Source organism: Kocuria rhizophila DC2201, from assembly GCF_000010285.1.
GTDB classification, from domain to species: Bacteria; Actinomycetota; Actinomycetes; order Actinomycetales; family Micrococcaceae; genus Kocuria; species Kocuria rhizophila_A.
Genome location: NC_010617.1, coordinates 644134 through 668735 on the forward strand (window position 1 = coordinate 644134; position 24602 = coordinate 668735).

Consider the following 24602-nt stretch of genomic DNA (forward strand, 5'->3'; position numbering starts at 1 on the left):
GCCTCAGCCCCCGATCGCACTCATGCTGCGCTCCGGCTGGACGTAGTCCCCGGAGTCGAGCCCGGTGTGGTCCATGCCGTGGGCCCGGGGCTTGACCCACATGGCCTCGCGCCAGCGCTGGGCGACGTCTGCGTCCGTGGCACCCGAGCGCAGCAGGTGCATGAGGTCGGTCTCGTGGTGGGAGAACAGGCACGAGCGCACGTGCCCCTCGGCCGTGATACGTGTGCGCGTGCAGTCCTCGCAGAAGGGCTCGGTGACGGAGGCGATGATGCCCACGGTGCCGAGCACCTGCCGGTGGCCCCGGCGCCGCACGAGGTACTTCTCCGCGGGGGCGCCGCCGCGGGGGGCGCTGTCCGGGGAGAGGTCGAAGTCGCGGGAGAGGCTCTGCCGGATCTGCGCGGCGGTCACCATGTTCTCGCGGGTCCAGCCGTGGTCGGCATCCAGGGGCATCTGCTCGATGAAGCGCAGGTCGCACTCGTTCTCCAGCGCCCAGTGCAGCAGCTCGGGCGCCTCGCGCTCGTTCACGCCGCGCATCAGCACCGCGTTGATCTTCACGGGACTCATCCCCGCGCGCCGTGCGGCCGCCACACCCTCCAGGGCCTCGGTGAGCCGCCCCCGCCGGGCCAGCCGGGCGTAGGTCTCCGCGCACAGGGTGTCCAGCGAGACGTTCACGCGGGTCATGCCGGCATCCGCGAGGCCCTGCGCCCGTGCCGCCAGCCCGATGCCGTTGCTCGTCATGGACACCGGGATCCCGGGCAGGGTGGCGTGCAGGGAGCCCACCAGCTCCTCGAGGTCCGGGCGGATCAGGGGCTCACCGCCCGTGAGCCGGATCTCGCGCACCCCGAACTCGGCCACGGCGATGCCCGCGAGCCGCACGATCTCCGCGACGCTCAGCAGGGACTCGCGGGGAAGCCACTTCATGCCCTCGGCGGGCATGCAGTACGTGCACCGCAGGTTGCACTTGTCGGTGATGGAGATGCGCAGGTCCGTGGCGGTCCGTCCGAAGCGGTCCGTGAGCGGTCCCTGCGTGGGCACTCCCCGGGGCAGCACCTGGGGATTGCCGAGGAAAACGGACATGCGCCCCAGTGTAGGGGCCTGCTCCGACACCCTCGCGGCCCCGGACGGGTGGTTACCCTGGAGGCATGTCCCGCAGCACGCCCGAGCACCGCAGCATCCCCGAGCACCGGGACGCGGTCCGAGCGCTGCTCGCGCGGACCCGACCGGACGACATCGCACGGGCCGTGCCGCTGCACGCCGCCGCGGGGCGGGTGCTTGCCCGGGACCTCCTGGCCCCGCTGGCCCTGCCACCCCACACGAACTCGCAGATGGACGGCTTCGCCGTGCGCGTCGCGGACCTCGCGGCCGCCCACCGCGGCGAGGACGTGGTGCTCGCGGTCCACGACACGCGCGCAGCCGGAGCGGCCCCCGCGCGCCACACGCCCGGCACCGCGACCGCCGTGATGACCGGGGCCGTGCTGCCCGCGGGTGCGGACGCCGTGGTCCCCGTGGAGCGCGTGGTCCCCCCGCGCTTCGACACCTCACCCGTGACCGTTCCCGCCGAGACCGCGCGCGCCACGCGGGAGGGGACCTTCGTGCGGGAGGCCGGCAGCGACGTCGCCCGTGGGCAGGTGGCGCTGCCCGCCGGAACGGTGCTCGGCGCGGCGGCCCGGGGAGCCTGCGCCGCTCTCGGGCTCACAGGCGAGGACACCGTGACGGTGCACCGCGGACCGCGGGTGCTCGTGGTCAGTGGCGGCGACGAGGTGGTGCCCGCCGGGCGGCCGCTGCCCGCGGGCTCCGTGCACGACGCCAACGGGCCGCTGCTCGAGGCGTGGCTACGTGAGAACGGCGTCGAGCACGTGGCCCGGCTGCGCGTGGACGACGACCCCGCGGCGTTCGTCGCGGCGCTGCACGACGCCCTGACCGGCTCCGGGGCCGAGCTCGTGGTCACGAGCGGCGGGATCAGCGCCGGGGCCTTCGAGGTGGTGCGCCAGGGTCTGGAACGGGAGGGCACCGGCATGTGGTTCGGCCACGTGGCCGTGCAGCCCGGAGGGCCCCAGGGCTGCGGGCTCGTCCGCGGGGTGCCGGTGCTGTGCCTGCCGGGCAACCCCGTGAGCACATGGGTCTCGTGCGAGGCCTTCGTGCGCCCCGCGCTCGCGGACGTGTGGGGGTGCTGCCCGCCCGCGCGCTGGTCCACCGCCGCGCTCGACGCCCCGGTGCAGCCCCTGGACTCCCGCACGCAGCTGCGCCGCGGCACCCTGCTGAGCACGACGCCGCCGCGGGTCGCCCTCGTGGGCGGCGCGTCCTCGCACCTGATGACCGCCGCCGCCCGCGCGGACGTTCTCGTGTGCATCCCGCCGGGGGCGCGCGAGCTGCCGGAGGGCGAGCCGGTGGCGGTGCTGGGACTGGCCGGAGGGGTGCTGCCCGGACTCCCCGCCGCGGCCGGGCCCGGCGAGGAGACCGCGCACGAGCACCACCCGCCCGGACCCGGGCGGCCGGGGCACCCCGCGCCGCGCGCGGACCCGGACCCCGCGGCACGTCGGCCCGGACGGGCCGCGCCGCCGCCCGCCGGGGGCGGGACAGGAGACACACGACCAGGAGGACAACGGTGAGCGAGCAGCAGCAGGACGGGGCGCAGCAGCGCCTCACGCACGTGCGGGAGGACGGCACCGCGCACATGGTGGACGTCAGCGAGAAGGCCGTCACGTCCCGGGAGGCCACGGCCCAGGCGGTGCTGCTCACGCGTCCGGACGTGGTCGAGCTGCTCGCGAGCGGGGACCTCCCGAAGGGGGACGCCCTGGCGGTGGCGCGGATCGCGGGCATCATGGCCGCCAAGCGCACGCCGGACCTCGTGCCGCTGTGCCACCCGCTGCCGCTGAGCAAAGTCAGCGTGGACCTCACCCCGCAGCAGGACCGGGTGGTGGTCGAGGCGACCGTGCGCACACGCGGTGTCACGGGCGTGGAGATGGAGGCGCTGACCGCGGCGAGCGTGGCCGCGCTCACGCTGTACGACATGATCAAGGCCGTGGACCGGGCCGCCACCATCACGGACACCCGGGTGCTGGCCAAGTCCGGCGGCAAGAGCGGCGACTGGAGCGCGCGATGAGCGGTCACGGCGAACGGCACATGGGTGCGGAGCGCCCGGCCCACCGGGACGAGATCGGGGACTTCCACCTCGTGGACCGCCGTGCCGAGGTGGTGATCGTCTCCAGCTCCGCGGCCCGCGGCACGGCCGAGGACCTCTGCGGCCCCGTGCTGCGCACGTGGCTCGAGGGCAGGGGCTTGCGGGTCCGGGTCCACGTGGTCCCGGACGGCCCCGAGGTGCTCACGGTGCTGCGGGAGCTCACCGAGGACTCCCACACGGCGGACGGACCCCGGCTGGTGGTCACCTCCGGGGGCACGGGGCTGAACTCGGACGACGTGACCCCCGAGTCCACGGCCCGGGTGCTCGAGCGCCAGTCTCCGGGCATCATGCACGCGCTGTGGGCCCAGGGGCTGCGCAAGACCCCGACCGCCGCGATGAGCCGCGGCGTGGCCGGGCAGGTGGGCCGCACGTTCCTCGTGAACCTCCCTGGTTCGCGCGGGGGTGTCAAGGACGGCATGGCCGTGCTGGACCCGTTGATCGACCACATCAGCGCCCAGCTGGAGGACGTCCACGGCCACGGTGAGGACCGGTCCGTGACCCGCTCGGGCGACGAGGTCCTCCCCGCCGAGGGCGCCGCCTCCCCGGCGTCCTCGGCCGGTTTCGCCGTCTCGGCCAGCTCGGTCATCCCGACCAGCTCGGTCGACCCGGTCGGCTCGGCTGCGCAGGGAGCCGAGCCTGCCGGCGCTGCCGGGCCTGGCCACGACGCCGCACCGGCCGACGACGCCGCACGGGTCCCGGACGCGGCGTCGTCGCCCCCGGAGACCGGCGAAGCCGGCCGCGGACGGTCGGGGGCGGGCGCCGTGCTGCGGGCGGGGATCACCGAGGAACCGCTCGACGGGGAGCTCGCCCGGCGCGAGGTGGCCGATCCCGGCTGCGGCGCGGTGGTGGGCTTCAGCGGGGTGATCCGCGACCACGACGGCGGCCGGGACGGCGTGACCGGACTGGCGTACAGCGCGCACCCGAGTGCTGCGCAGGTCATGGCGGAGGTCGTGGCGGGGACCGCGCGGGAGCATCCCGGCACCCGCGTGTGGGCCGAGCACAGGATCGGTGCGCTCGCGGTGGGTGACAGCGCCCTGGAGGTCGCCGTGGCCGCGGCCCACCGCACCGAGGCCTTCGCGGCGTGCTCCGCGCTGGTGGACCGGATCAAGGCGAGCGTGCCCATCTGGAAGCGCGAGAGCTTCGCGGACGGGCAGCACACCTGGGTGGGGCTGGACGCCTGAGATGGCCGCGCGCAGAATCGTGCCCGCCCGGGTGCGCACGTACGACGCCACCGGCCAGCTCCGGGTGGGCCCGGACCGGCTCGCGGGGGAGGAGCCCCTCGAGATCCGCCTGGACGGCGAGCAGTTCACCGTGACCATGCGCACCCCGGGGGACGACTTCGAGCTCGTGACCGGACTGCTGCTGAGCGAAGCCGTGATCACGGAGGTCTCGCACGTGGTCAAGATGGACTACCGCTCGGGCGTGGACCAGGACGGGCACCGCACGTACAACGTGGTGGACGTGCGGCTCTCCCCGCAGGCCCCCGGACCGGACCGCGGCGCCCGGCGCCAGGTGTTCACGAGCTCCTCGTGCGGGGTGTGCGGCACGCCGTCCCTGGACACCGTGGAGAAGCCGAGCGCCCACCCGGTGGCCCGGCCCCGTCCCCTCGTGAGCGCCGCCCGGCTCGTGGCCCTGCCTGACGAGCTGCGCGGGCACCAGCGGGTCTTCGACGCCACCGGTGGGGTGCACGCCGCCGCCCTCTTCCCCGTGGGGCGGGACGAGCCCCTCGTGGTGAGGGAGGACGTGGGCCGGCACAACGCCGTGGACAAGGTGGTCGGGTGGGCCGTGCAGCGCGGGCTGCTCCCGCTGCACGAGGTGGTGCTGCAGGTCTCCGCGCGGGCCTCCTTCGAGCTCGTGGGCAAGGCCGCGATGGCCGGGATCCCCGTGCTCTCCGCCGTGAGCGCACCGTCCGCCCTGGCCGTGGCCACCGGACGGGAGCGGGGCGTGACCGTGGTGGGCTTCAACCGCCGCGGCACATGCAACGTCTACTGCCACCCGGAGCGCATCACGAGCCCCTGAGCCGGGGATTTGGCTCCGGCCGCGGCAGCGGGTACGGTGGAACCACCAAAGACCGCCGGTCATCATGCACGCCTCGGTGTGCGTGGTCTAAGAGGTTCTCGGCCACGAGGACCGTCCAGCGCAGGTGAACCAGCACGAATCCTTCTTCGGACCACGTACGCACGTGCGCGCTCCGAACATGGTCGAGCCCCGGGCATCTGCGCGGGGCTTTTGTCGTGTCAGCCTCCGGCAGACACGGAGCCGGCACCCACATGTAAGGAAGGAGCACCATGGCGAATCCTGAAAAGGCTGCCGCGGTTGCAGAGTTGAAGGACTTGTTCTCCAACTCGCACGCTGCCGTCCTGACGGAGTACCGCGGGCTCACCGTGGCTCAGCTGAAGACGCTGCGCCGCGCACTCGGTGAGAACGCTGAATACGCCGTGGTGAAGAACACGCTCACCGCCATTGCCGCGCGTGAATCCGGCATCGAGGCGTTCGAGGGGCAGCTCAACGGCCCCTCGGCCATCGCCTTCGTGTCCGGTGACGCCGTCGAGGCCGCCAAGAGCCTGCGTGACTTCGCCAAGGACAACCCCCAGCTGGTCGTCAAGGGCGGTTACCTGGACGGCGTCGCAATGGACGAGAACGAGATCAAGAAGCTCGCGGACCTCGAGTCCCGCGAGGTTCTGCTGTCCAAGGTCGCCGGTGCTGCCAAGGCGTCGATGTCCAAGGCCGCAGCGCTGTTCCAGGCCCCGCTCTCCAAGACCGTGCGCACCGCAGACGCGCTGCGCGCCAAGCTGGACGAACAGGGCGAGAACGCCGCCTGATCCCCTTCGGGGAACCTCAGGTTCCGGGTGGTCGGGCCACGGCCCGGCACAGACCCGTGTTCTTCCCACGCACACCGCGCCGGAGCCACCCGCCCCGGCACCACGTACAAGTAAGGAGCCAACACCATGGCTAAGCTGACCACCGAAGAGCTCATCGAGGCCTTCAAGGAACTGTCCCTCATCGAGCTGTCCGACTTCGTGAAGGCCTTCGAGGAGACCTTCGACGTCACCGCCGCCGCCCCCGTGGCCGTGGCCGGTGCGGCCCCCGCCGCCGGCGACGCCGGTGCCGCCGAGGAGGAGAAGACCGAGTTCGACGTCGTGCTCGAGTCCGCCGGTGACAAGAAGATCCAGGTCATCAAGGAAGTTCGCGGCCTGACCTCCCTGGGCCTCAAGGAGGCCAAGGACCTCGTGGACAGCGCCCCCAAGGCCGTCCTCGAGGGCGCCACCAAGGAAGCCGCTGACAAGGCGAAGGAAGCCCTCGAGGGCGCCGGCGCCACCGTCACCGTCAAGTGACTTCCGGCGCCTTGCGCGCCGCTCGTGCCGCCTGAGGGTCCACGGGACCGAGCGTCCCGGGCCCTCACGGCGCACACCTCCCACGGAACCCCGTACCGCACGGTGCGGGGTTCCGTGCTGTCCGGGTCCGGGTCCGGGTCCAGGTCTGGGTCCGGGTCCCGGCGTTCGGGCTTCGGGGTGCGCAGCCTGCGGGTCCGGGGCTCCCAGGCCCGGGGGCGGCCCCGGGCGTTCCCCCGGGCCTGCCGACTCGGCCCGGCGGCGATCCCGGCCCGGGCGTTCCGGTGGTCGGTGTGATGTGCGAAACTGTCTTCTGACCATTCGGCCGTCACAGTGCGGCGGGAGAGCGTGGTGGGTCAGGGGCGGGGAACCGTTCGGGACCGCGCCATCGCCGAAGGAGCAAACCCTCCCCGGGAACCTCTCAGGCACCCGTACCGCCGCACCAGGCCACTCTGAAGAGCTCACCGTCCTGCGGGGCGGGGAGCACCGGCGGGGCAGGTCGGTGGCACGCCGAGAGCGGCCCCGACGAAATCTCTCAGGTCATGGAACAGAGCGGGGAGGACTCATCGGGCACCCCGTGCCCACGAGCAGCCCAGGAGACTGTCAGATGTCCTTCCTGTCACGCCACATCGGCCCGGAAGCCGATGACCTCACCACCATGCTCGACGCCGTGGGCGCCGAGAGCCTGGACCAGCTCATCGACCGCGCCGTCCCGGAGAGCATCCGGATGCGCGAGTCCCTCGAGCTGCCGGAGCCCCTGGACGAGCCCGAGGCGCTGTCCGCGCTGCGGCGGATCGCCTCCCGCAACACCGTGATGCGCCAGATGATCGGCCAGGGCTACCACGACACCGTGACCCCCGCCGCGATCCGCCGCAACATCCTGGAGAACCCGGGCTTCTACACGTCCTACACGCCGTACCAGCCGGAGATCTCCCAGGGCCGCCTGGAGCTGCTGCTGACCTTCCAGAACGCGGTCATCGACCTCACCGGTCTGGAGGTCGCGAACGCGTCCCTGCTGGACGAGTCCTCCGCCGTGGCCGAGGCGGTGCTCATGATGCGCCGCGCCAACCGCCGTTCCAAGAGCATGCGCGTGCTCGTGGACAGCCGCAGCCTGCCGCAGACGCTCGCGGTGCTCACGGGGCGCACGCGCGCCGCGGGTATCGAGCTGGTGCTCGCGGACCTCGGGGATCCCGACGCCGCCGCGCAGGCGATCTCAGCGGGGGACTTCTTCGGCGTCGTCGTCGCGCAGATCGGTGCGGACGGGGACGTCACGGACCCCACCGCCGTGATCGAGGCCGCGCACGAGGCCGGCGCGCTCGTGAGCGTGAGCACGGACCTGCTTGCCCTGACCATGCTGCGCAGCCCGGGGGAGATGGGCGCGGACATCGCGGTGGGCTCGGCCCAGCGCTTCGGCGTCCCGCTGTTTTTCGGCGGCCCCCACGCCGCGTTCCTGGCCTCCCGCAAGGGCACCGAGCGCTCCCTGCCCGGGCGCATCGTGGGCGTGTCCACGGACTCCTCCGGCGCTCCCGCGTACCGCCTGGCGCTGCAGACCCGCGAGCAGCACATCCGCCGTGAGAAGGCCACCTCCAACATCTGCACCGCCCAGGCGCTGCTGGCCATCGTGGCCGCGGCGTACGCGGTGCACCACGGCCCGGTGGCATTGCGTGCCCTGGCCGGGCGGCTGCACGGCATGGCGGCGGACCTCGCCGCCGGGCTGCGCGCCCGGGGCGTCGAGGTGGCGCGCGAGCAGTTCTTCGACACCGTGACCTTCTCGGTGCCCGGCCAGGCCGACGCCGTGGTGGCCGCCGCCGCGGACCGCGGGTACAACCTGCGCCGCGTGGACGGGGACACCGTGGGCGTGAGCTTCGGCGAGCCGCACACGGACCGGGACGTGGTGGAGGTGCTCACCGCCGTGACCGAGGCGTGCGGTGCCGCCGAGGGTGAGTCCGGGGCGGACGGCTCCGCGTTCGAGCTGCCGGAGGCGCTGCTGCGCACGGACGAGTACCTGACCCACCCGGTGTTCCACACCCACCGCTCCGAGACCTCGCTCATGCGCTGGCTGCGCGAGCTTTCCGACAAGGACCTCGCGCTGGACCGCACCATGATCCCGCTGGGCTCGTGCACCATGAAGCTCAACGCGGCCGCGGAGATGGAGCCCATCTCATGGCCCGAGTTCGCGAGCATCCACCCCCTGGCCCCCGAAGATCAGACCCGCGGGTGGACCGAGCTGATCGAGCAGCTGGAGGGCTGGCTCGCGGAGATCACCGGCTACGCCGCGGTGTCCGTGCAGCCGAACGCAGGCTCCCAGGGCGAGCTGGCCGGTCTGCTGGCCATCCGCCGCTACCAGGTGGACCGCGGTGAGCACCAGCGCAAGACCATCCTGATCCCGTCCTCCGCCCACGGCACCAATGCGGCGTCCGCGGTGCTCGCGGACCTCAAGGTCGTGGTGGTGGCCACCGCGCAGGACGGCACGATCGACCAGGACGACCTCCGGGCCAAGATCGACTCCGTGGGTGACGAGCTGGCCGGAATCATGGTCACGTACCCCTCCACGCACGGCGTCTACGACACCGACATCACGCAGGTCTGCGCGGCGGTGCACGACGCTGGCGGGCAGGTCTACGTGGACGGCGCCAACCTCAACGCGCTCATGGGCCTGGCGCGTCCGGGCCGCTTCGGCGGGGACGTCTCCCACCTGAACCTGCACAAGACGTTCTGCATCCCCCACGGCGGCGGCGGACCCGGCGTGGGCCCCGTGGCCGTGGCCGAGCACCTCGTGCCCTACCTGCCCGGCAACCCCGCCACCGCGGACCTCGACGAGCGCGGCGCGGGCTTCCCCGTGGCCCAGGCGCCCCACGGCTCCGCGGGCGTGCTGCCCATCACGTGGATGTACATCGCCATGACCGGCGCGGAGGGTCTCACCGAGTCCTCCCGCACCGCCGTGCTGGGCGCGAACTACATCTCCCGTCGGCTCTCGGACGTGTTCCCCACGCTCTACACCGGGGACGGCGGGCTGGTGGCGCACGAGTGCATCCTGGACCTGCGGCCCATGACCAAGGTCTCGGGCGTCACCGCGGAGGACGTCTGCAAGCGGCTCGTGGACTTCGGCTTCCACGCGCCCACGCTCGCGTTCCCCGTGGCGGGCACGCTCATGGTGGAGCCCACCGAGTCCGAGGGGATCGAGGAGCTGGACCGCTTCATCGAGGCCATGCGCACCATCCGCGCCGAGATGCAGGAGATCGTGGACGGGAAGGTCTCGCTGGAGGACTCCGTGATCCGCCACGCCCCGCACACCGCGCAGGTGCTCACCGCGGACGAGTGGGACCGGTCCTACTCCCGCAGCCAGGCCGGCTACCCGGTGTCCGGGCTGCGCCGCGTGAAGTACTGGCCCCCGGTGGGGCGCATCGACAACGCCGCGGGGGACAGGAATCTCGTGTGCGAGTGCCCACCCATCGAGGCGTTCGACGCCGCGTACACCGCCGCGGCGGGACAGGAGAAGTGATGAGCGAGCGTCGGACCGCACTGCACGGGGCCCACGAACGGCTCGGAGCCCGGTTCACCGACTTCGGCGGCTGGTCCATGCCCGTGCGCTACGCCAGCGACACCGCCGAGCACCACGCCGTGCGCCGCGGCGCCGGGATCTTCGACCTCTCCCACATGGGCGAGGTGGAGGTGACCGGGCCGCAGGCCGGGGCCTTCCTGGACCACGCCCTCGTGGGCGTGCTCTCGGGCATCGGCGTGGGCCGGGCCAAGTACTCGGTGATCGTGGACGAGGCCGGCCGCGTGCTGGACGATCTCATCACCTACCGCCTGGGCGAGGAGCGCTACCTCGTGGTGCCGAACGCCGGCAACCAGGACACGGTGGTCGAGGCGCTGCAGCAGCGCGCCGAGGCCTTCGACGTCACGGTGCAGGACCGGGGTCCGGAGACGTCCCTGATCGCCGTGCAGGGCCCCCGGGCGCTCGAGGTGCTCCGGGCCACCGGTCTGGACCCGGCCGAGGAGGTGGCGGGCCTGAAGTACTACGCGTGCGCCGTCGCCCGCTGCGGCGGGGTAGACGTGCTGGCCGCGCGCACGGGCTACACCGGCGAGGACGGCTTCGAGTTGTACTGCGCGAACGCCGACGCCGAGACGCTGTGGAACGCCCTGCTCGCGACCGCCGAGGAGCTCGGCACCGAGGACGCACCCGTGCAGCCGGCAGGACTGGCGGCGCGGGACTCCCTGCGCCTGGAGGCCGGCATGCCGCTGTACGGCCACGAGCTCTCGACCGAGATCACGCCCGTGGAGGCGGGGCTCGGCAAGCTCGTGGAGGTCGCCCTGCGCAAGAAGGACGAGTCCGGGACCCGCACCGTGGGCCACGACGCACTGGCCGCCATGCTGCGGAGCACCCCCGAGCGCACCCTGATCGGGCTGGAGGGCCTCGGACGCAAGCCCATCCGCGCCGGGTACACCGTGCTGTCGGGGGAGCGGACCATCGGGGAGGTCACGAGCGGCCTGCCCTCGCCCACCCTCGGCAAGCCCGTGGCCATGGCCCTCGTGGCCACGGACGCCCTGGACGAGATCGCCGCCGGGACCGTGAGCGTCCAGGACGCGCGCGGCCGCGGCGTCGAGGTGGCACGGACGGCCATGCCGTTCTACACACGGGGCTGACCCCGCACGACCCCCAGGGGTGGTACCGCGAGCGGGCCTGCCGGGAGTAGTTTCCTAGCAGGCCCGCTCCGTCACACTCGACCCGAGCGCCGTGCGGGCCGGCAGAGTGCTCGCCTCGCGGGAGTGGGGCGGGCGGAGAAGGAGAAGCCATGTTCCTGCGCGACGTCGCCCCCGGGATCCACCTGATCCAGAACCACAACGTCAACTGCTACCTGCTGGAGGACGAGCGCGGTCTGACGCTCGTGGACGCAGGGCTGCCGCGGGTGTGGAACGAGCTGGGATGGGCGGTGCGCGAGCTCGGACGCGCACCGCACGAGATCAGGGCTCTGGTGCTGACCCACGCGCACTTCGACCACGTGGGTGTCGCCGCCAGACTCGTGGAGCGGCTCGGCGTCCCCGTGTTCGCCCACCAGAGGGAGCGCCACCTCGCGGCGCACCCCTACAGCTACGCGCACGAGAGCCCCACGGCTCTGTACCCACTGAGGCACCCCCGGGCCATTCCGGTGCTGGTGTCGATGCTCGCCGGGGGAGCAGCGGGTGTGAAGGGAGTGACCGTCACCCGGTCCCTCGCCGTGGGCCAGACGGTTCCCGTTCCAGGCAGTCCACGGGTCGTCCTCACCGCGGGCCACACCTACGGGCACTGCGCCCTGCACGTCCCCGACGCGGACGCCGTGCTCTCCGGGGACGCGCTGGTGACCCTCGACCCCTACACCGGGCTCACCGGGCCCCGGGTCGTGGCCGGCGCGGCCACCGCAGATGCGCAGATGGCTCTCACGTCCCTGGACGCGATCGCGGCCACCCGGGCCACGGTCGTGCTGCCCGGACACGGCGACCCCTGGCGCCTCGGGGCGCAGCGCGCGGCGTACCAGGCGCGCGCCAACGGCGTCGCCTGAGCGGCGGCCGGGCATCTTACGGCCCGGGCGGGCATTCGTCCAGCACGGGTGTGGACAACACGCCGGGAGTGCCCTAAGCTAGTGCTTTGCGTTGTCCCTTATGCATGCGTGCCTTCATATAGCGGTGGGCGCCGCAGGGGCGGTTGTCGACAGTCCTCGTCACCGGCCCCTTTTTCTCTCCCCGGGAACCTCGCGTATTCACTGCATGTCTGTGGAAGGATCACATCTTGGTCGCCTCGAGCACCGATACGAACGTCTCCGCCAACCACCCCACGAGCGACAACATTCCTCGCCGCGTTTCCTTCGCGAAGATCCACGAACCGCTGGACGTCCCCAACCTGCTCGCGCTGCAGACCGACAGCTTCGACCGCCTGGTGGGCAACGAGCGCTGGCAGGCCCGCGTGGTCGAGGCCCAGGAGACCGGTGACACCAGCGTGTCCACCACGTCCGGGCTCTCGGACATCTTCGAGGAGATCTCCCCGATCGAGGACTTCCAGGGCACCATGTCCCTCTCGTTCTCGGAGCCGGAGTTCTACGACCCGAAGTACACCATGGACGAGTGCAAGGACCGTGACGCCACCTACTCGGCGCCGCTGTACGTCAAGGCCGAGTTCATGAACAACAACACGGGCGAGATCAAGCAGCAGACCGTGTTCATGGGTGACTTCCCGCTCATGACCGACAAGGGCACGTTCGTGATCAACGGGTCCGAGCGCGTGGTGGTCTCCCAGCTGGTCCGCTCCCCGGGCGCCTACTTCGAGAAGGGCCAGGACCGCACGTCCGACAAGGACATCTACTCCGCCAAGATCATCCCCTCCCGCGGTGCGTGGTTCGAGCTCGAGATCGACAAGCGCGACCAGGTGGGTGTGCGCCTGGACCGCAAGCGCAAGCAGTCCGTGACCGTGCTGCTCAAGGCCCTGGGCTGGAGCGAGTCCAAGATCCTCGAGGAGTTCGGCGAGTTCGACTCCATCCGCGCGACCCTCGAGAAGGACGCCACCGAGACCCGCGAGGAGGCGCTGCTCGACATCTACCGCAAGCTGCGCCCGGGGGAGCCGCCCACGGTCGACGCCGCCCAGTCCCTGCTGGACAACATGTACTTCAACCCCAAGCGCTACGACCTCGCCAAGGTGGGCCGCTACAAGCTCAACCGCAAGCTGGGCCTGGACAAGCCGTTCACGGACCCGGACGCCTCCGTGCTGTCCCTGGACGACATCGTGGCCATGATCCGCTACCTCGTGACCCTGCACGACGGCGGCTCCACCATGCCCGGCACGCGTGACGGCGAGTCCCGCGAGATCCACGTGGACGTGGACGACATCGACCACTTCGGCAACCGTCGCATCCGCGCCGTGGGCGAGCTGATCGAGAACCAGATCCGCACGGGCCTGTCCCGCATGGAGCGCGTGGTCCGCGAGCGGATGACCACCCAGGACGTCGAGGCCATCACGCCGCAGACCCTGATCAACATCCGCCCCGTGGTGGCCGCGATCAAGGAGTTCTTCGGAACCTCCCAGCTCTCGCAGTTCATGGACCAGAACAACCCGCTCGCGGGTCTGACCCACAAGCGCCGCCTGTCCGCGCTGGGCCCCGGTGGCCTCTCGCGCGATCGCGCGGGCATGGAGGTCCGTGACGTCCACCCGTCGCACTACGGCCGCATGTGCCCGATCGAGACCCCTGAGGGCTCGAACATCGGTCTGATCGGCTCGCTCGCCACGTACGCGCGGATCAACCCGTTCGGGTTCATCGAGACCCCGTACCGCAAGGTCGTGGACGGCACCGTCACTGACGACGTCGTCTACCTCACTGCGGACGACGAGCGCGGGCTCACGATCGCGCAGGCCAACGCGCCGCTAACCGAGGACGGCCACTTCGCTGAGGACGCCGTGCTCTCGCGCGCCTCCGACGGCTCCGGCGAGGCCGTGCTGGTGGCCCCCGAGGACATCGAGTTCATGGACGTCTCCCCGCGCCAGATGGTGTCGGTGGCCACGGCCCTGATCCCGTACCTCGAGCACGACGACGCCAACCGTGCCCTCATGGGCGCGAACATGCAGCGCCAGGCCGTGCCGTTGCTCACGTCCGAGGCCCCGCTCGTGGGCACCGGCATGGAGCGCTACTCGGCGCTGGACGCCGGAGACTCGGTGCTCGCCACCAAGCCGGGCGTGGTCGAGGAGGTCTCCGCTGACCTCGTGACCGTGCTCAACGACGACGGCACCACCAAGCTCTACCCGATCAACAAGTTCGTGCGCTCGAACCCGGGCAACACGTACAACCAGCGCGTGATCGTCTCCGAGGGCCAGCGCGTGGAGCCTCGCACGGTCATCGCGGACGGTCCCTCGACCGACCACGGCGAGCTGGCACTGGGCAAGAACCTGCTGATCGCGTACATGTCCTGGGAGGGCCTCAACTACGAGGACGCCATCATCCTCTCCCAGCGCATGGTCTCCGAGGACGTCCTGACGTCCATCCACATCGAGGAGCACGAGATCGACGCCCGCGACACCAAGCTCGGTGCCGAGGAGATCACGCGTGACATCCCGAACGTGTCGGAGGAGGTGCTCTCCGCACTGGACGAGCGCGGCATCATCCACATCGGTGCCGAGGTCCAGGCCGGCGACATCCTCGTGGGCAAGGTGACCCCGAAGGGCGAGACGGAGCTGACCCCGGAGGAGCGGCTGCTGCGCGCGATCTTCGGCGAGAAGTCCCGCGAGGTCCGCGACACCTCCCTGAAGGTGCCCCACGGCGAGTCCGGCACGGTCATCGGCGTGCGCGTCTTCGACCGCGAGGACGAGGACGACGACCTCCCGGCCGGCGTCAACCAGGTGGTGCGCGTGTACGTGGCGCAGAAGCGCAAGATCACGGACGGCGACAAGCTCGCCGGACGCCACGGCAACAAGGGCGTCATCTCCAAGATCCTGCCCATCGAGGACATGCCGTTCATGGAGGACGGCACCCCGGTGGACGTGATCCTGAACCCGCTGGGCGTGCCCGGGCGCATGAACCTCGGCCAGGTGCTCGAGGTCCACACCGGCTGGCTCGCCAAGCAGGGCTGGAACATCGAGGGCGACCCCGAGTGGCTCAAGGGGCTGAGCAACTTCCCCAAGAGCACCGGTCCCACCAACGTGGCCACTCCGGTGTTCGACGGCGCGCGCGAGGACGAGATCTTCGACCTGCTCGACCACACGAACCCCACCCGTGATGGCCAGCGCCTGATCGGGCGCTCCGGCAAGGCCAAGCTGTTCGACGGCCGCTCCGGCCAGCCGTTCCCGGACCCCGTGTCCGTGGGCTACCAGTACATCTTGAAGCTCCACCACCTGGTGGACGACAAGATCCACGCCCGCTCCACCGGCCCCTACTCCATGATCACCCAGCAGCCGCTGGGCGGTAAGGCGCAGTTCGGTGGCCAGCGCTTCGGCGAGATGGAGGTGTGGGCCCTCGAGGCGTACGGCGCGGCCTACACGCTGCAGGAGCTGCTCACCGTCAAGTCCGACGACGTCCACGGCCGCGTGAAGGTGTACGAGGCCATTGTCAAGGGCGAGAACATCCCCGAACCGGGTGTGCCCGAGTCCTTCAAGGTGCTCATCAAGGAGATGCAGTCCCTGTGCCTGAACGTGGAGGTCCTCTCTGCGGACGGCAACGCAGTGGAAATGCGTGATTCCGACGACGACAGCTTCCGGGCTGCCGACGAGCTCGGCATCGACCTCTCCCACTCCGAGCCCAGCTCGGTCGAAGAGGTCTGAGAACCCGCTTGTCCAGAGAACAGCTCGTCACACTTCAGGATTTTACGAAAGAGGGACAGGACCTTATGTCCAACGATTCTTCACTGGGTCTCATGCAGATCGGCCTGGCCACCGCGGATCAGATCCGCGGCTGGTCCTACGGCGAGGTCAAGAAGCCGGAAACCATCAACTACCGCACGCTCAAGCCCGAGAAGGACGGCTTGTTCTGCGAGAAGATCTTCGGTCCCACCCGGGACTGGGAGTGCTACTGCGGCAAGTACAAGCGTGTGCGCTACAAGGGCATCATCTGTGAGCGCTGCGGCGTGGAGGTCACGCGTGCCAAGGTGCGCCGTGAGCGCATGGGCCACATCGAGCTCGCCGCTCCCGTGACCCACATCTGGTACTTCAAGGGCGTGCCCTCACGCTTGGGCTACCTGCTGGACCTCGCGCCCAAGGACCTCGAGAAGGTCATCTACTTCGCGGCGTACATGATCACGTCCGTGGACGAGCAGGCCCGCCACGACGACCTGCCCAACCTGCAGGCCGCGATCGACCGCGAGAAGAAGCAGCTCGAGGACACCCGGGACGCGGACATCAACGCGATCGCCCGCGACCTCGAGAACGACCTCGCGCGCGTCGAGGAGGAGGGCGGCAAGGCCGCCGAGAAGCGCAAGCTGCGCGACTCCGCGGACCGCCAGATGGCCAACGTGCGCAAGCGCGCGGACCGCGAGATCGACTACCTGGAGAAGGTCTGGGACCGCTTCAAGAACCTCAAGGTCAACGACCTCGAGGGCGACGAGGCCCTGTACCGCCAGATGGTGGACCGCTACGGCATGTACTTCGAGGGCTCCATGGGTGCTGAGTCCATCAAGAAGCGCCTGGAGACCTTCGACCTCGCGGCCGAAGCCGAGGCGCTGCGCGAGACCATCGCCACGGGCAAGGGCCAGCGCAAGACCCGCGCCCTGAAGCGCCTCAAAGTGGTCAACGCGTTCCTCACCACGGACAACTCGCCGCTGGGCATGGTCCTGGACGCCGTTCCGGTGATCCCGCCGGAGCTGCGCCCCATGGTGCAGCTGGACGGTGGGCGCTTCGCGACCTCCGACCTCAACGACCTCTACCGTCGTGTGATCAACCGCAACAACCGTCTGAAGCGCCTGCTGGACCTCGGTGCCCCCGAGATCATCGTGAACAACGAGAAGCGCATGCTGCAGGAGGCCGTGGACTCGCTGTTCGACAACGGCCGCCGTGGCCGCCCCGTCACGGGTCCGGGCAACCGTGCCCTGAAGTCGCTGTCCGACATGCTCAAGGGCAAGCAGGGCCGCTTCCGCCAGAACCTGCTGGGCAAGCGCGTGGACTACTCCGGCCGTTCCGTGATCGTGGTGGGCCCGCAGCTGAAGCTGCACCAGTGCGGTCTGCCCAAGCAGATGGCGCTGGAGCTGTTCAAGCCGTTCGTGATGAAGCGCCTGGTGGACCTGAACCACGCGCAGAACATCAAGTCCGCCAAGCGGATGGTGGAGCGCTACCGTCCGCAGGTGTGGGACGTGCTGGAAGAGGTCATCACCGAGCACCCCGTGCTGCTGAACCGTGCGCCCACCCTGCACCGTCTGGGCATCCAGGCGTTCGAGCCGCAGCTCGTGGAGGGCAAGGCCATCCAGCTGCACCCGCTCGTGTGCGGTGCGTTCAACGCGGACTTCGACGGTGACCAGATGGCGGTGCACCTGCCGCTGTCCCCGGAGGCCCAGGCCGAGGCGCGCGTGCTGATGCTGTCCTCGAACAACATCCTCAAGCCCTCGGACGGCAAGCCGATCGCCCTGCCCTCGCAGGACATGATCATCGGCCTGTACCACCTCACCACCGTGCGTGAGGGCTGGGCCGGGGAGGGCAACACCTACTCCTCCGTGGCCGAGGCCATCATGGCCAACGACTCCGGTGAGCTGCACCTCAACGCCAAGTGCAAGATCCGCCTCGAGGACTTCGTGCCGTACGCCGGCTGGGAGGCCCCCGAGGGTTGGGAGCCGGGTCAGCCTGCCGTCGTGGAGACCACCCTGGGACGCGTGCTGTTCAACGAGACGCTGCCCGAGGACTACCCGTGGGACGAGAACGTCGCGGACAAGAAGCACCTGTCCGCGCTCGTGAACGACCTCGCGGAGCGCTACCCGATGACCCGCGTGGCCAAGACGCTGGACAACCTCAAGGACGCCGGCTTCCACTGGGCCTCGCGCTCGGGTGTCACGGTGGCCATCTCGGACATCGCGACCCCGCCGGAGAAGCCCGCCATCATGGAGGGCTACGAGGCGCAGGCCGCGCGCATCCAGGGTCAGTACGACAAGGGTCTGATCGACGACGACGAGCGCCGCTCGGAGCTCATCGACATCTGGTCCAAGGCCACCGACGAGGTCGCGCAGGCCATGCGGGACAACCTCGAGCCCACCAACACCATCAACCGCATGGTGTCCTCGGGTGCACGAGGCAACTGGATGCAGGTCCGCCAGATCGCCGGCATCCGCGGCCTGGTGGCCAACCCGAAGGGCGAGATCATGCCCCGCCCGATCAAGTCCTCCTACCGTGAGGGCCTGTCGGTGCTGGAGTACTTCATCGCCACCCACGGTGCCCGCAAGGGCCTCGCGGACACCGCGCTGCGTACCGCCAACTCGGGCTACCTGACCCGTCGTCTGGTGGACGTCTCGCAGGACGTGATCGTGCGCGAGTCCGACTGCCAGACGGTGCGCGGGCTCACGCTGCCGCTGTCCGACATCACGGACACGGGTGTGCGCACCCTGTCCGAGGACGTGGAGAACACGGTGCACGGCCGCGTGCTGGCCAGCGCCGTGGCGGACGAGAACGGCGAGGTGCTGGCCGAGGCCGGCGCGGACATGTCCGACGCCATGATCGAGAAGCTCTACGCGGCGGGTGTGGACCAGGTGCGCGTGCGCTCGGTGCTGACCTGCGAGTCCGCGGTGGGCGTGTGCGCGGCGTGCTACGGCCGCTCGCTGGCCACCAACCAGCTGGTGGACATCGGCGAGGCCGTGGGCATCGTGGCCGCGCAGTCCATCGGCGAGCCCGGTACCCAGCTGACCATGCGCACGTTCCACACCGGTGGTGTGGCGTCCTCGGACGGTGACATCACGCAGGGTCTGCCCCGTATCCAGGAGCTCTTCGAGGCCCGCACCCCCAAGGGTGTGGCCCCGATCTCCGAGGTGGCCGGCCGGATCCGCATCGAGGACACGGACAAGTCCCTCAAGATCGTGGTGGTCCCGGACAACGGCGACGAGGAGTTCGCCTACCCGGTGCTGCGTCGCGCCAAGCTGCTCGTGGCCGACGGCGACCACGTGGACGTGGGCCAGCAGCTGGTCACCGGCGCGGTGGACCCCAAGGAGGTGCTGCGCATCCGCGGTCCCCGCGAGGCGCAGAAGCACCTCGTGGACGAGGTCCAGGGCGTCTACCGCTCGCAGGGCGTGGGCATCCACGACAAGCACGTGGAGGTCATCGTCCGGCAGATGCTGCGTCGCGTGACCATCATCGAGTCCGGTGACACCTCGCTGCTGCCGGGTGAGCTGGTGGACAACGTGCGCTTCCTCGAGGCCAACCGCGGTGCGGTGGCCGAGGGCAAGCGTCCCGCCGCAGGCCGTCCGGAGCTCATGGGCATCACCAAGGCCTCGCTGGCCACGGACTCGTGGCTGTCCGCCGCGTCCTTCCAGGAGACCACGCGTGTGCTCACGCAGGCCGCCATGGAGGGCAAGTCGGATCCGCTGCTGGGCCTGAAGGAGAACGTGATCATCGGCAAGCTCATCCCCGCCGGCACCGGTCTGGACCGGTACAACAGCGTGGACGTGGAGCCCACCGAGGAGGCGAAGGCCCAGATGTTCACGGATCCCTCCGCGTTCGCCGACTTCAGCTACGCAGAGGAGAACGCCGGGGGGCTCGGTTCCGAGTTCCAGGCGATCCCGCTCGACGACTACGACTTCGGCGGCAACTGAGCCGGACCCGCACCGGGTGCCGTGCGTTCGCGCGGTGACCCGGTAGGGGTCCTCTGAGATCAACCCGGCCCGGGTGGGCCTCCCCGCGGGGAGGCCCACCCGGGCTTCGTCGTACCTGCGCGGGCTGCTGCCGGCCGCTCCGGGGCTAGGCTGGGGCGCACGCGCCGGATCCACGAAGGAGTCGCCCGTGGCCAACTCGCCCTCCGGGGAACCGCTGATCGCCCGCTTCGACCGTGTCCTGGACGCGTTCGGCCCTGCCCACCCGCAGCTCACGTTCCGGGAGGTCTGCGCGGCCACGCGGCTGCCGCCCTCCACGGCGCACCGGATCCTGGGGGACATGACCCGCGCCGGCTGGCTGGAGTCCGGGCCCGCCCGCACCTACCGGGTGGGGACGCGGCTGTGGGAGCTCGCCTCCCGCGCGGCACCCGCTGAGGGTCTCGCTGCGGCGGCCATCCCGTACATGTCCGACGTCCACGCGGTGCTGCGCCAGCACGTGCACGTGGGCGTGGTGGAGGGCTTCGACGTGCTCTTCGCGGAGCGCATCGAGGCGAGCGGCTCCCCGGTGCCCCTGCGCTCGATCGTCGCGGGTCGCCTCCCGCTGCACCGGGCCGCCACGGGGCTCGCCCTGCTGTGCCAGTGCTCCGAGGCGTTCGTGCGCGACTACCACCGCGCCCTCCTGGGCCGCGCGGAGGACGCCGTCGCCGTGGGACTGCCGACGACGCCCGAGCGCCTGCTCGCGGACCTCGCCGTCTTCGCGCAGCGCGGCTACGCGATCCAGCGGGAGCGCATGGACCGCGGCGCCGGGGGAGTGGCCGTGCCGCTCAAGGTCCCCAGGGGCCACCGGACGGCCGCCCTGGGGGTCGTGCTGCCCGTCGAGGACATGGCCGATGCGGAGGTGCCCACGGTGGTGCAAACGCTGCGGGTTGCGGGACACGGCATCTCCCGCGCTCTCGGTGCGCTCTGACAACCGCGATCGTTTGTCAACCGGACCACATCGCGCAGATTCCGTTGAACGGAACAGAAGTGACCCACCTCATGAGGCGTCCGCATACTGGGGACACGGACGCGCCGGGCACGGCTGAGCACCGCAGCCCGGCCACCGCAGCGACAGCGCGGGCCGCCGTCCAGCCACCGAGGAGGAGACCATGAGCGCCACCACCGACGACGCGTTCGACCCGCCCTACGTCAAGGGCGCGGACGACGCCGCGGACTCCCAGTCCCAGCTCGACGCCGAGATGGCGCAGATCACGGCGCAGTACGAGGCATCCGGGGTCACGGGGACCCAGCCGAGGCTGGACTACGCCCCGTACCGCAGTTCGATCCTGCGCCACCCCACCAAGAACCCCCGCCACGCGGACCCGGAGACCATCGAGCTCCACGCGCCGGCGTTCGGCGAGCGGGACGTCCACCCGCTGGAGTCGGATCTCACCATCCAGGACGGCGGGGAGCCCATCGGGGAGCGGATCCGGATCTCCGGGCGCATCCTGGACGGGGACGGGCGCCCCGTGCGGGGTCAGCTCGTGGAGATCTGGCAGGCCAACGCCGCCGGGCGCTACATCCACAAGAGGGACCAGCACCCGGCCCCGATCGACCCGCACTTCACGGGCGTGGGGCGGTGCCTCACGGGGGAGGACGGCTCCTACTCGTTCGTGACCATCAAGCCCGGCCCGTACCCGTGGAAGAACCACCACAACGCGTGGCGTCCGGCGCACGTGCATTTCTCCCTGTTCGGCACGGACTTCACGCAGCGGATGATCACCCAGATGTACTTCCCGGGGGACCCGCTGTTCGCCCTGGACCCGATCTACCAGTCGATCGTGGACCCCCGCGCCCGGGAGCGGCTCGTGGCACAGTACGACCACGACGTCTCGGAGCACGAGTGGCTGCTGGGCTACCGGTAGGACGTGGTGCTGAGCGGGTCCCGGCGGACCTGGACGGAGGAGGACGGCGATGCCTGAGAGCACACCGGAGCTGGTGCCCACACCGGGGCAGACCATCGGCCCGTTCTACGGCTACGCGCTGCCGTACGAGGGCGGCGAGCAGCTGGTGGAGCGCTCGCACCCGCGTGCGGTGCGCCTGCACGGCACCGTGCACGACGGCCGAGGGGAGCCCGTGCCGGACGCGCTGCTCGAGGTCTGGCAGGCGGACGAGCACGGACGGGTGTCCCAGGAACCGGGCTCGCTGCTGCGGGACGGCTACACGTTCACGGGCTTCGGCCGCGTGGCCGTGGACAACGTGGGCCACTACGACGTCACCACCGTGGACCCCGGGGCCACCGAACCCGGACGGGCGCCGTTCATCTGCCTCACGGTCTTCGCCAGAGGGCTGCTGAACCGACTGTTCACCCGGATCTACCTCCCCGAGGACGCGGAGGCGCTCGCGGCGGACCCGCTGCTGGCCTCGCTGCCCGAGGAGGAGCGGCGCACCCTGGTCGCCGAGCGGGAGGCGGACGGCTCCCTGCGCTTCGACGTGCACCTGCAGGGCCCCCGCGAGACCGTGTTCCTCGCCTACCCGGGCAGCGCCTGATGGTGTCCGACCTGCTGCGCCCCGGCGTCCACCGCGCGCAGGAGCTGCTCGACGACCGGGCCGTGGTCTGCGCGATCCTCGCGGTCGAGGACGCATGGGTTGCCGCGCAGCACCGGGAGGGCCTGGTCTCCGCCGAGGAGGCGGCCGCGGCGCACGCGGCCGTCGACCGCGTGGGCACGGACCCGCACCACCTCCGGGAGCTCGTTACCGCCTCCGAGGGCGGTGGCAATCCGGTGATCCCCGTGCTGGGGGCCTACCGCCGCGCGGTCGAGCAGGTGCTCGGCCGGCCGCTGCCCGCCGTGCACGCCTCCCTCACGAGCCAGGACGTCATGGACACCGCGCTCGCCCACCTGCTCTCGTCCGTGCGCCGCCGCGTCGTCGGCGACCTCACGCGCGCGGGGGACGCTCTCGCCGAACTGGTGCGCCGGCACCGGGGGACGCCGATGGTCGCACGCACGCTCACTCAGCACGCGCTGCCCACCACGTTCGGCCTCAAGGCGGCCGGGTGGCTGGCTGCGGTGGACGACGCCGCCGACGAGGTCTCGGCGCGGGTCCGCCTCCCGCTGTCCTGCGGCGGTGCCGCCGGAACCCTCGCCGCCACGGTGGCGCTGGTGTCCGGGACCGCACCCGGTGCGCAGTCCAGTGCGCAGGGCGCCGCCCACGATCAGCCGCTCGACCCGACGCAGCGGCTGCTGCACCACTGGGCCGGGCAGCTGGGGCTCGAGGTGCCGGACGCGCCGTGGCACACCACCAGGACCCCCGTGGTGCGCGCCGCCGGGGCGCTCGCGGAGGTCGCAGCGGCCCTGTCGCGCCTGGCCAACGACGTCCTTCTCCTGTCCCGCCCCGAGATCGGCGAGCTGCGGGAGCCCACGGCCCCCGGACGCGGGGCGTCCTCCGCGATGCCGCAGAAGCAGAATCCGGTGCTGAGCGTCCTGCTCAAGCGCACGGCACTGCTGGCCCCGGGGCTCGCGTCCGGGGTGCTCGCGGGAGCGGGTGCCGCGGTGGACGAGCGGCCCGACGGCGGCTGGCACGCCGAGTGGCCCGCGCTGGGGGAGCTCGCGGAGCTGACCGCGGCGGCGTCGTCCCACGCGGCCGAGCTCGCTGAGGGACTCACGGTGGACGCGCCGCGCATGGCACGCAACCTCGCGGACGCGGGCACGGGGGTGCTCGCGGAGCCGCTCGCCGTCGCGCTCGCCCCGATGCTCGGGGAGCGCGGGGCGGACACCGCGCGGCAGCTCGTGCGGGACGCCGTGCGCGCCGAACCCCACGACGTCGGGGCCCTCACCGAGCGCCTCGCGGAGGCGGTCGCGGCCTCGGACGGGGCGGTGGCGCCCCCCGGGGTGGACGCCCGGAGCACTGGGGCGCTCGCGGCCTGGCTGCGCCCGCTCACGGACCCGCGGGCCCACCTGGGTGCGGCCCCCCAGCTGTGCGACCGGGCCGTGGCCCGGCACGACGAGAGGAGAAACCGATGACCGTGGACCGTGTGGGACTCGTGGAGTTCACACCGCGGCAGGGCCCCGCCGAGGACGCCCCGCTCGTGGTGCTCGGCCCCGCCCTCGGCACGTCCGTGGGCCACCTCTACGCCCAGCTCGCGCCCCTGCTCGCGGACCGGTGCCGGGTGCTCGGGTGGGACCTGCCGGGCCACGGGACGAGCGACCCCGCGCAGGAGTTCGACGTCGCCGGGCTCGCCGACGCCGTGGTGCACGCCCTGGACGAGCACACCGGCCCGGGGCCGCGCCACATGGTGGGCACCTCGATCGGCGGCGCGGTGGTGCAGGAGCTGCTCTCACGGGGTGGCGCCGACGTCGCGTCCGCCACGCTCGTGGCCACCTCCCCCTTCTTCCCCGACCCGGGCGCGTGGCGCGAGCGTGCCGAACTGGTGGCCGCCGCCGGAACCCCCACCCAGGTGGTCACGTGCGCCAGGGCGTGGTTCGCCCCGGACCTGCTGAGCGGACGTCCCGAGCACTGCACACCGCTGCTGCACGATCTCCAGGGCACCGACCGGTTCAGCTACGCCGCGGCCTGTCGAGCCCTCGGCGGCTTCGACCTGCGGCAGCGCACGGGGCCCGCGCCCGTGCCCACCGCGGTGATCGCCGGCACCGAGGACGCGATGACGGGGCCCGACGTCGCCCGCGACCTCGCGGAGGCGCTCGCCGCGCGCTGCGAGATCGTCGACGGCGCCGCCCACCTGATCCCCGTGGCGGCCCCCGATCGTGTGGCGGCCACGGTCCTGGGGCTCGTGGCCGAGGTGCACTCGTGAACCCGACGAGCCCGGCGACCTCCGGCGCGCCCCGCCGACCGGGAGGTGCCCCCGGAAGCCGGCGGTGCGG

The 24602-nt window shown here is 71.6% G+C and carries 17 protein-coding genes and 1 riboswitch; of the genes, 16 read left to right on the forward strand and 1 reads right to left on the reverse strand.

The annotated features are described in order from the left end of the window. Positions 1-3 precede the first annotated feature (3 nt). Entirely contained in the window at positions 4-1077 is a 1074-nt protein-coding gene (moaA, locus tag KRH_RS02850; RefSeq protein ID WP_041297298.1) for a GTP 3',8-cyclase MoaA, read from the reverse strand. A 65-nt stretch (positions 1078-1142) separates the two neighbouring features. Between moaA and glp the strand changes: the two genes are divergently transcribed. The 16 genes from glp (at position 1143) to KRH_RS02930 (ending at position 24532) form a co-directional block, all read left to right on the forward strand. Beyond that, positions 1143-2609, forward strand: coding sequence for a molybdopterin molybdotransferase MoeA (gene glp / locus KRH_RS02855; RefSeq protein ID WP_012397664.1), 1467 nt, complete (start codon positions 1143-1145; stop codon positions 2607-2609). Between the two features lie 65 nt (positions 2610-2674). After that, positions 2675-3103: a cyclic pyranopterin monophosphate synthase MoaC gene (moaC, locus tag KRH_RS02860; protein WP_229565485.1), complete on the forward strand. Its 429-nt coding sequence runs from the start codon at positions 2675-2677 to the stop codon at positions 3101-3103. Further along, a complete protein-coding gene (locus tag KRH_RS12765) occupies positions 3100-4362 on the forward strand; it encodes a molybdenum cofactor biosynthesis protein MoaE (RefSeq protein ID WP_081431579.1) in 1263 nt (420 codons plus the stop codon). Before moaC ends, KRH_RS12765 begins: the two co-directional genes overlap by 4 nt. Position 4363: 1 nt before the next feature. After that, the gene (gene fdhD, locus KRH_RS02870; RefSeq protein ID WP_012397667.1) at positions 4364-5200 is read left to right on the forward strand and encodes a formate dehydrogenase accessory sulfurtransferase FdhD; all 837 of its coding nucleotides are present in this window, start codon (positions 4364-4366) and stop codon (positions 5198-5200) included. A 269-nt stretch (positions 5201-5469) separates the two neighbouring features. After that, positions 5470-6003, forward strand: a complete 534-nt coding sequence (gene rplJ, locus KRH_RS02875) for a 50S ribosomal protein L10 (protein WP_012397668.1) — start codon at positions 5470-5472, stop codon at positions 6001-6003. Between the two features lie 126 nt (positions 6004-6129). Next, positions 6130-6516 carry a 50S ribosomal protein L7/L12 gene (gene rplL, locus KRH_RS02880; protein ID WP_012397669.1) on the forward strand — a complete coding sequence of 129 codons (387 nt, stop codon included), beginning with the start codon at positions 6130-6132 and terminating at the stop codon, positions 6514-6516. Positions 6517-6842: 326 nt separating this feature from the next. After that, positions 6843-6960, forward strand: a riboswitch (glycine riboswitch). A 160-nt stretch (positions 6961-7120) separates the two neighbouring features. Beyond that, positions 7121-10015, forward strand: coding sequence for an aminomethyl-transferring glycine dehydrogenase (gene gcvP / locus KRH_RS02885; RefSeq protein ID WP_012397671.1), 2895 nt, complete (start codon positions 7121-7123; stop codon positions 10013-10015). Next, positions 10015-11160: a glycine cleavage system aminomethyltransferase GcvT gene (gcvT, locus tag KRH_RS02890; RefSeq protein ID WP_012397672.1), complete on the forward strand. Its 1146-nt coding sequence runs from the start codon at positions 10015-10017 to the stop codon at positions 11158-11160. Before gcvP ends, gcvT begins: the two co-directional genes overlap by 1 nt. A gap of 149 nt (positions 11161-11309) precedes the next feature. Next, a complete protein-coding gene (locus tag KRH_RS02895; protein ID WP_012397673.1) occupies positions 11310-12053 on the forward strand; it encodes an MBL fold metallo-hydrolase in 744 nt (247 codons plus the stop codon). Between the two features lie 227 nt (positions 12054-12280). After that, entirely contained in the window at positions 12281-15790 is a 3510-nt protein-coding gene (gene rpoB, locus KRH_RS02900; RefSeq protein ID WP_012397674.1) for a DNA-directed RNA polymerase subunit beta, read from the forward strand. A 65-nt stretch (positions 15791-15855) separates the two neighbouring features. Further along, positions 15856-19746, forward strand: a complete 3891-nt coding sequence (locus tag KRH_RS02905) for a DNA-directed RNA polymerase subunit beta' (protein WP_012397675.1) — start codon at positions 15856-15858, stop codon at positions 19744-19746. Positions 19747-19933: 187 nt separating this feature from the next. Further along, a complete protein-coding gene (locus tag KRH_RS02910; protein WP_012397676.1) occupies positions 19934-20710 on the forward strand; it encodes an IclR family transcriptional regulator in 777 nt (258 codons plus the stop codon). Positions 20711-20891: 181 nt separating this feature from the next. Beyond that, positions 20892-21647 (forward strand): protocatechuate 3,4-dioxygenase subunit beta, encoded by a 756-nt coding sequence (pcaH, locus tag KRH_RS02915; RefSeq protein ID WP_012397677.1) that lies wholly within the window; start codon positions 20892-20894, stop codon positions 21645-21647. Between the two features lie 49 nt (positions 21648-21696). Then, positions 21697-22272, forward strand: a complete 576-nt coding sequence (gene pcaG, locus KRH_RS02920; RefSeq protein WP_012397678.1) for a protocatechuate 3,4-dioxygenase subunit alpha — start codon at positions 21697-21699, stop codon at positions 22270-22272. Continuing rightward, a complete protein-coding gene (locus KRH_RS02925) occupies positions 22272-23744 on the forward strand; it encodes a lyase family protein (RefSeq protein WP_012397679.1) in 1473 nt (490 codons plus the stop codon). Before pcaG ends, KRH_RS02925 begins: the two co-directional genes overlap by 1 nt. Further along, positions 23741-24532, forward strand: a complete 792-nt coding sequence (locus KRH_RS02930) for an alpha/beta fold hydrolase (RefSeq protein ID WP_012397680.1) — start codon at positions 23741-23743, stop codon at positions 24530-24532. The genes KRH_RS02925 and KRH_RS02930 overlap by 4 nt, the downstream gene beginning before the upstream one ends. Positions 24533-24602: the final 70 nt, after the last annotated feature.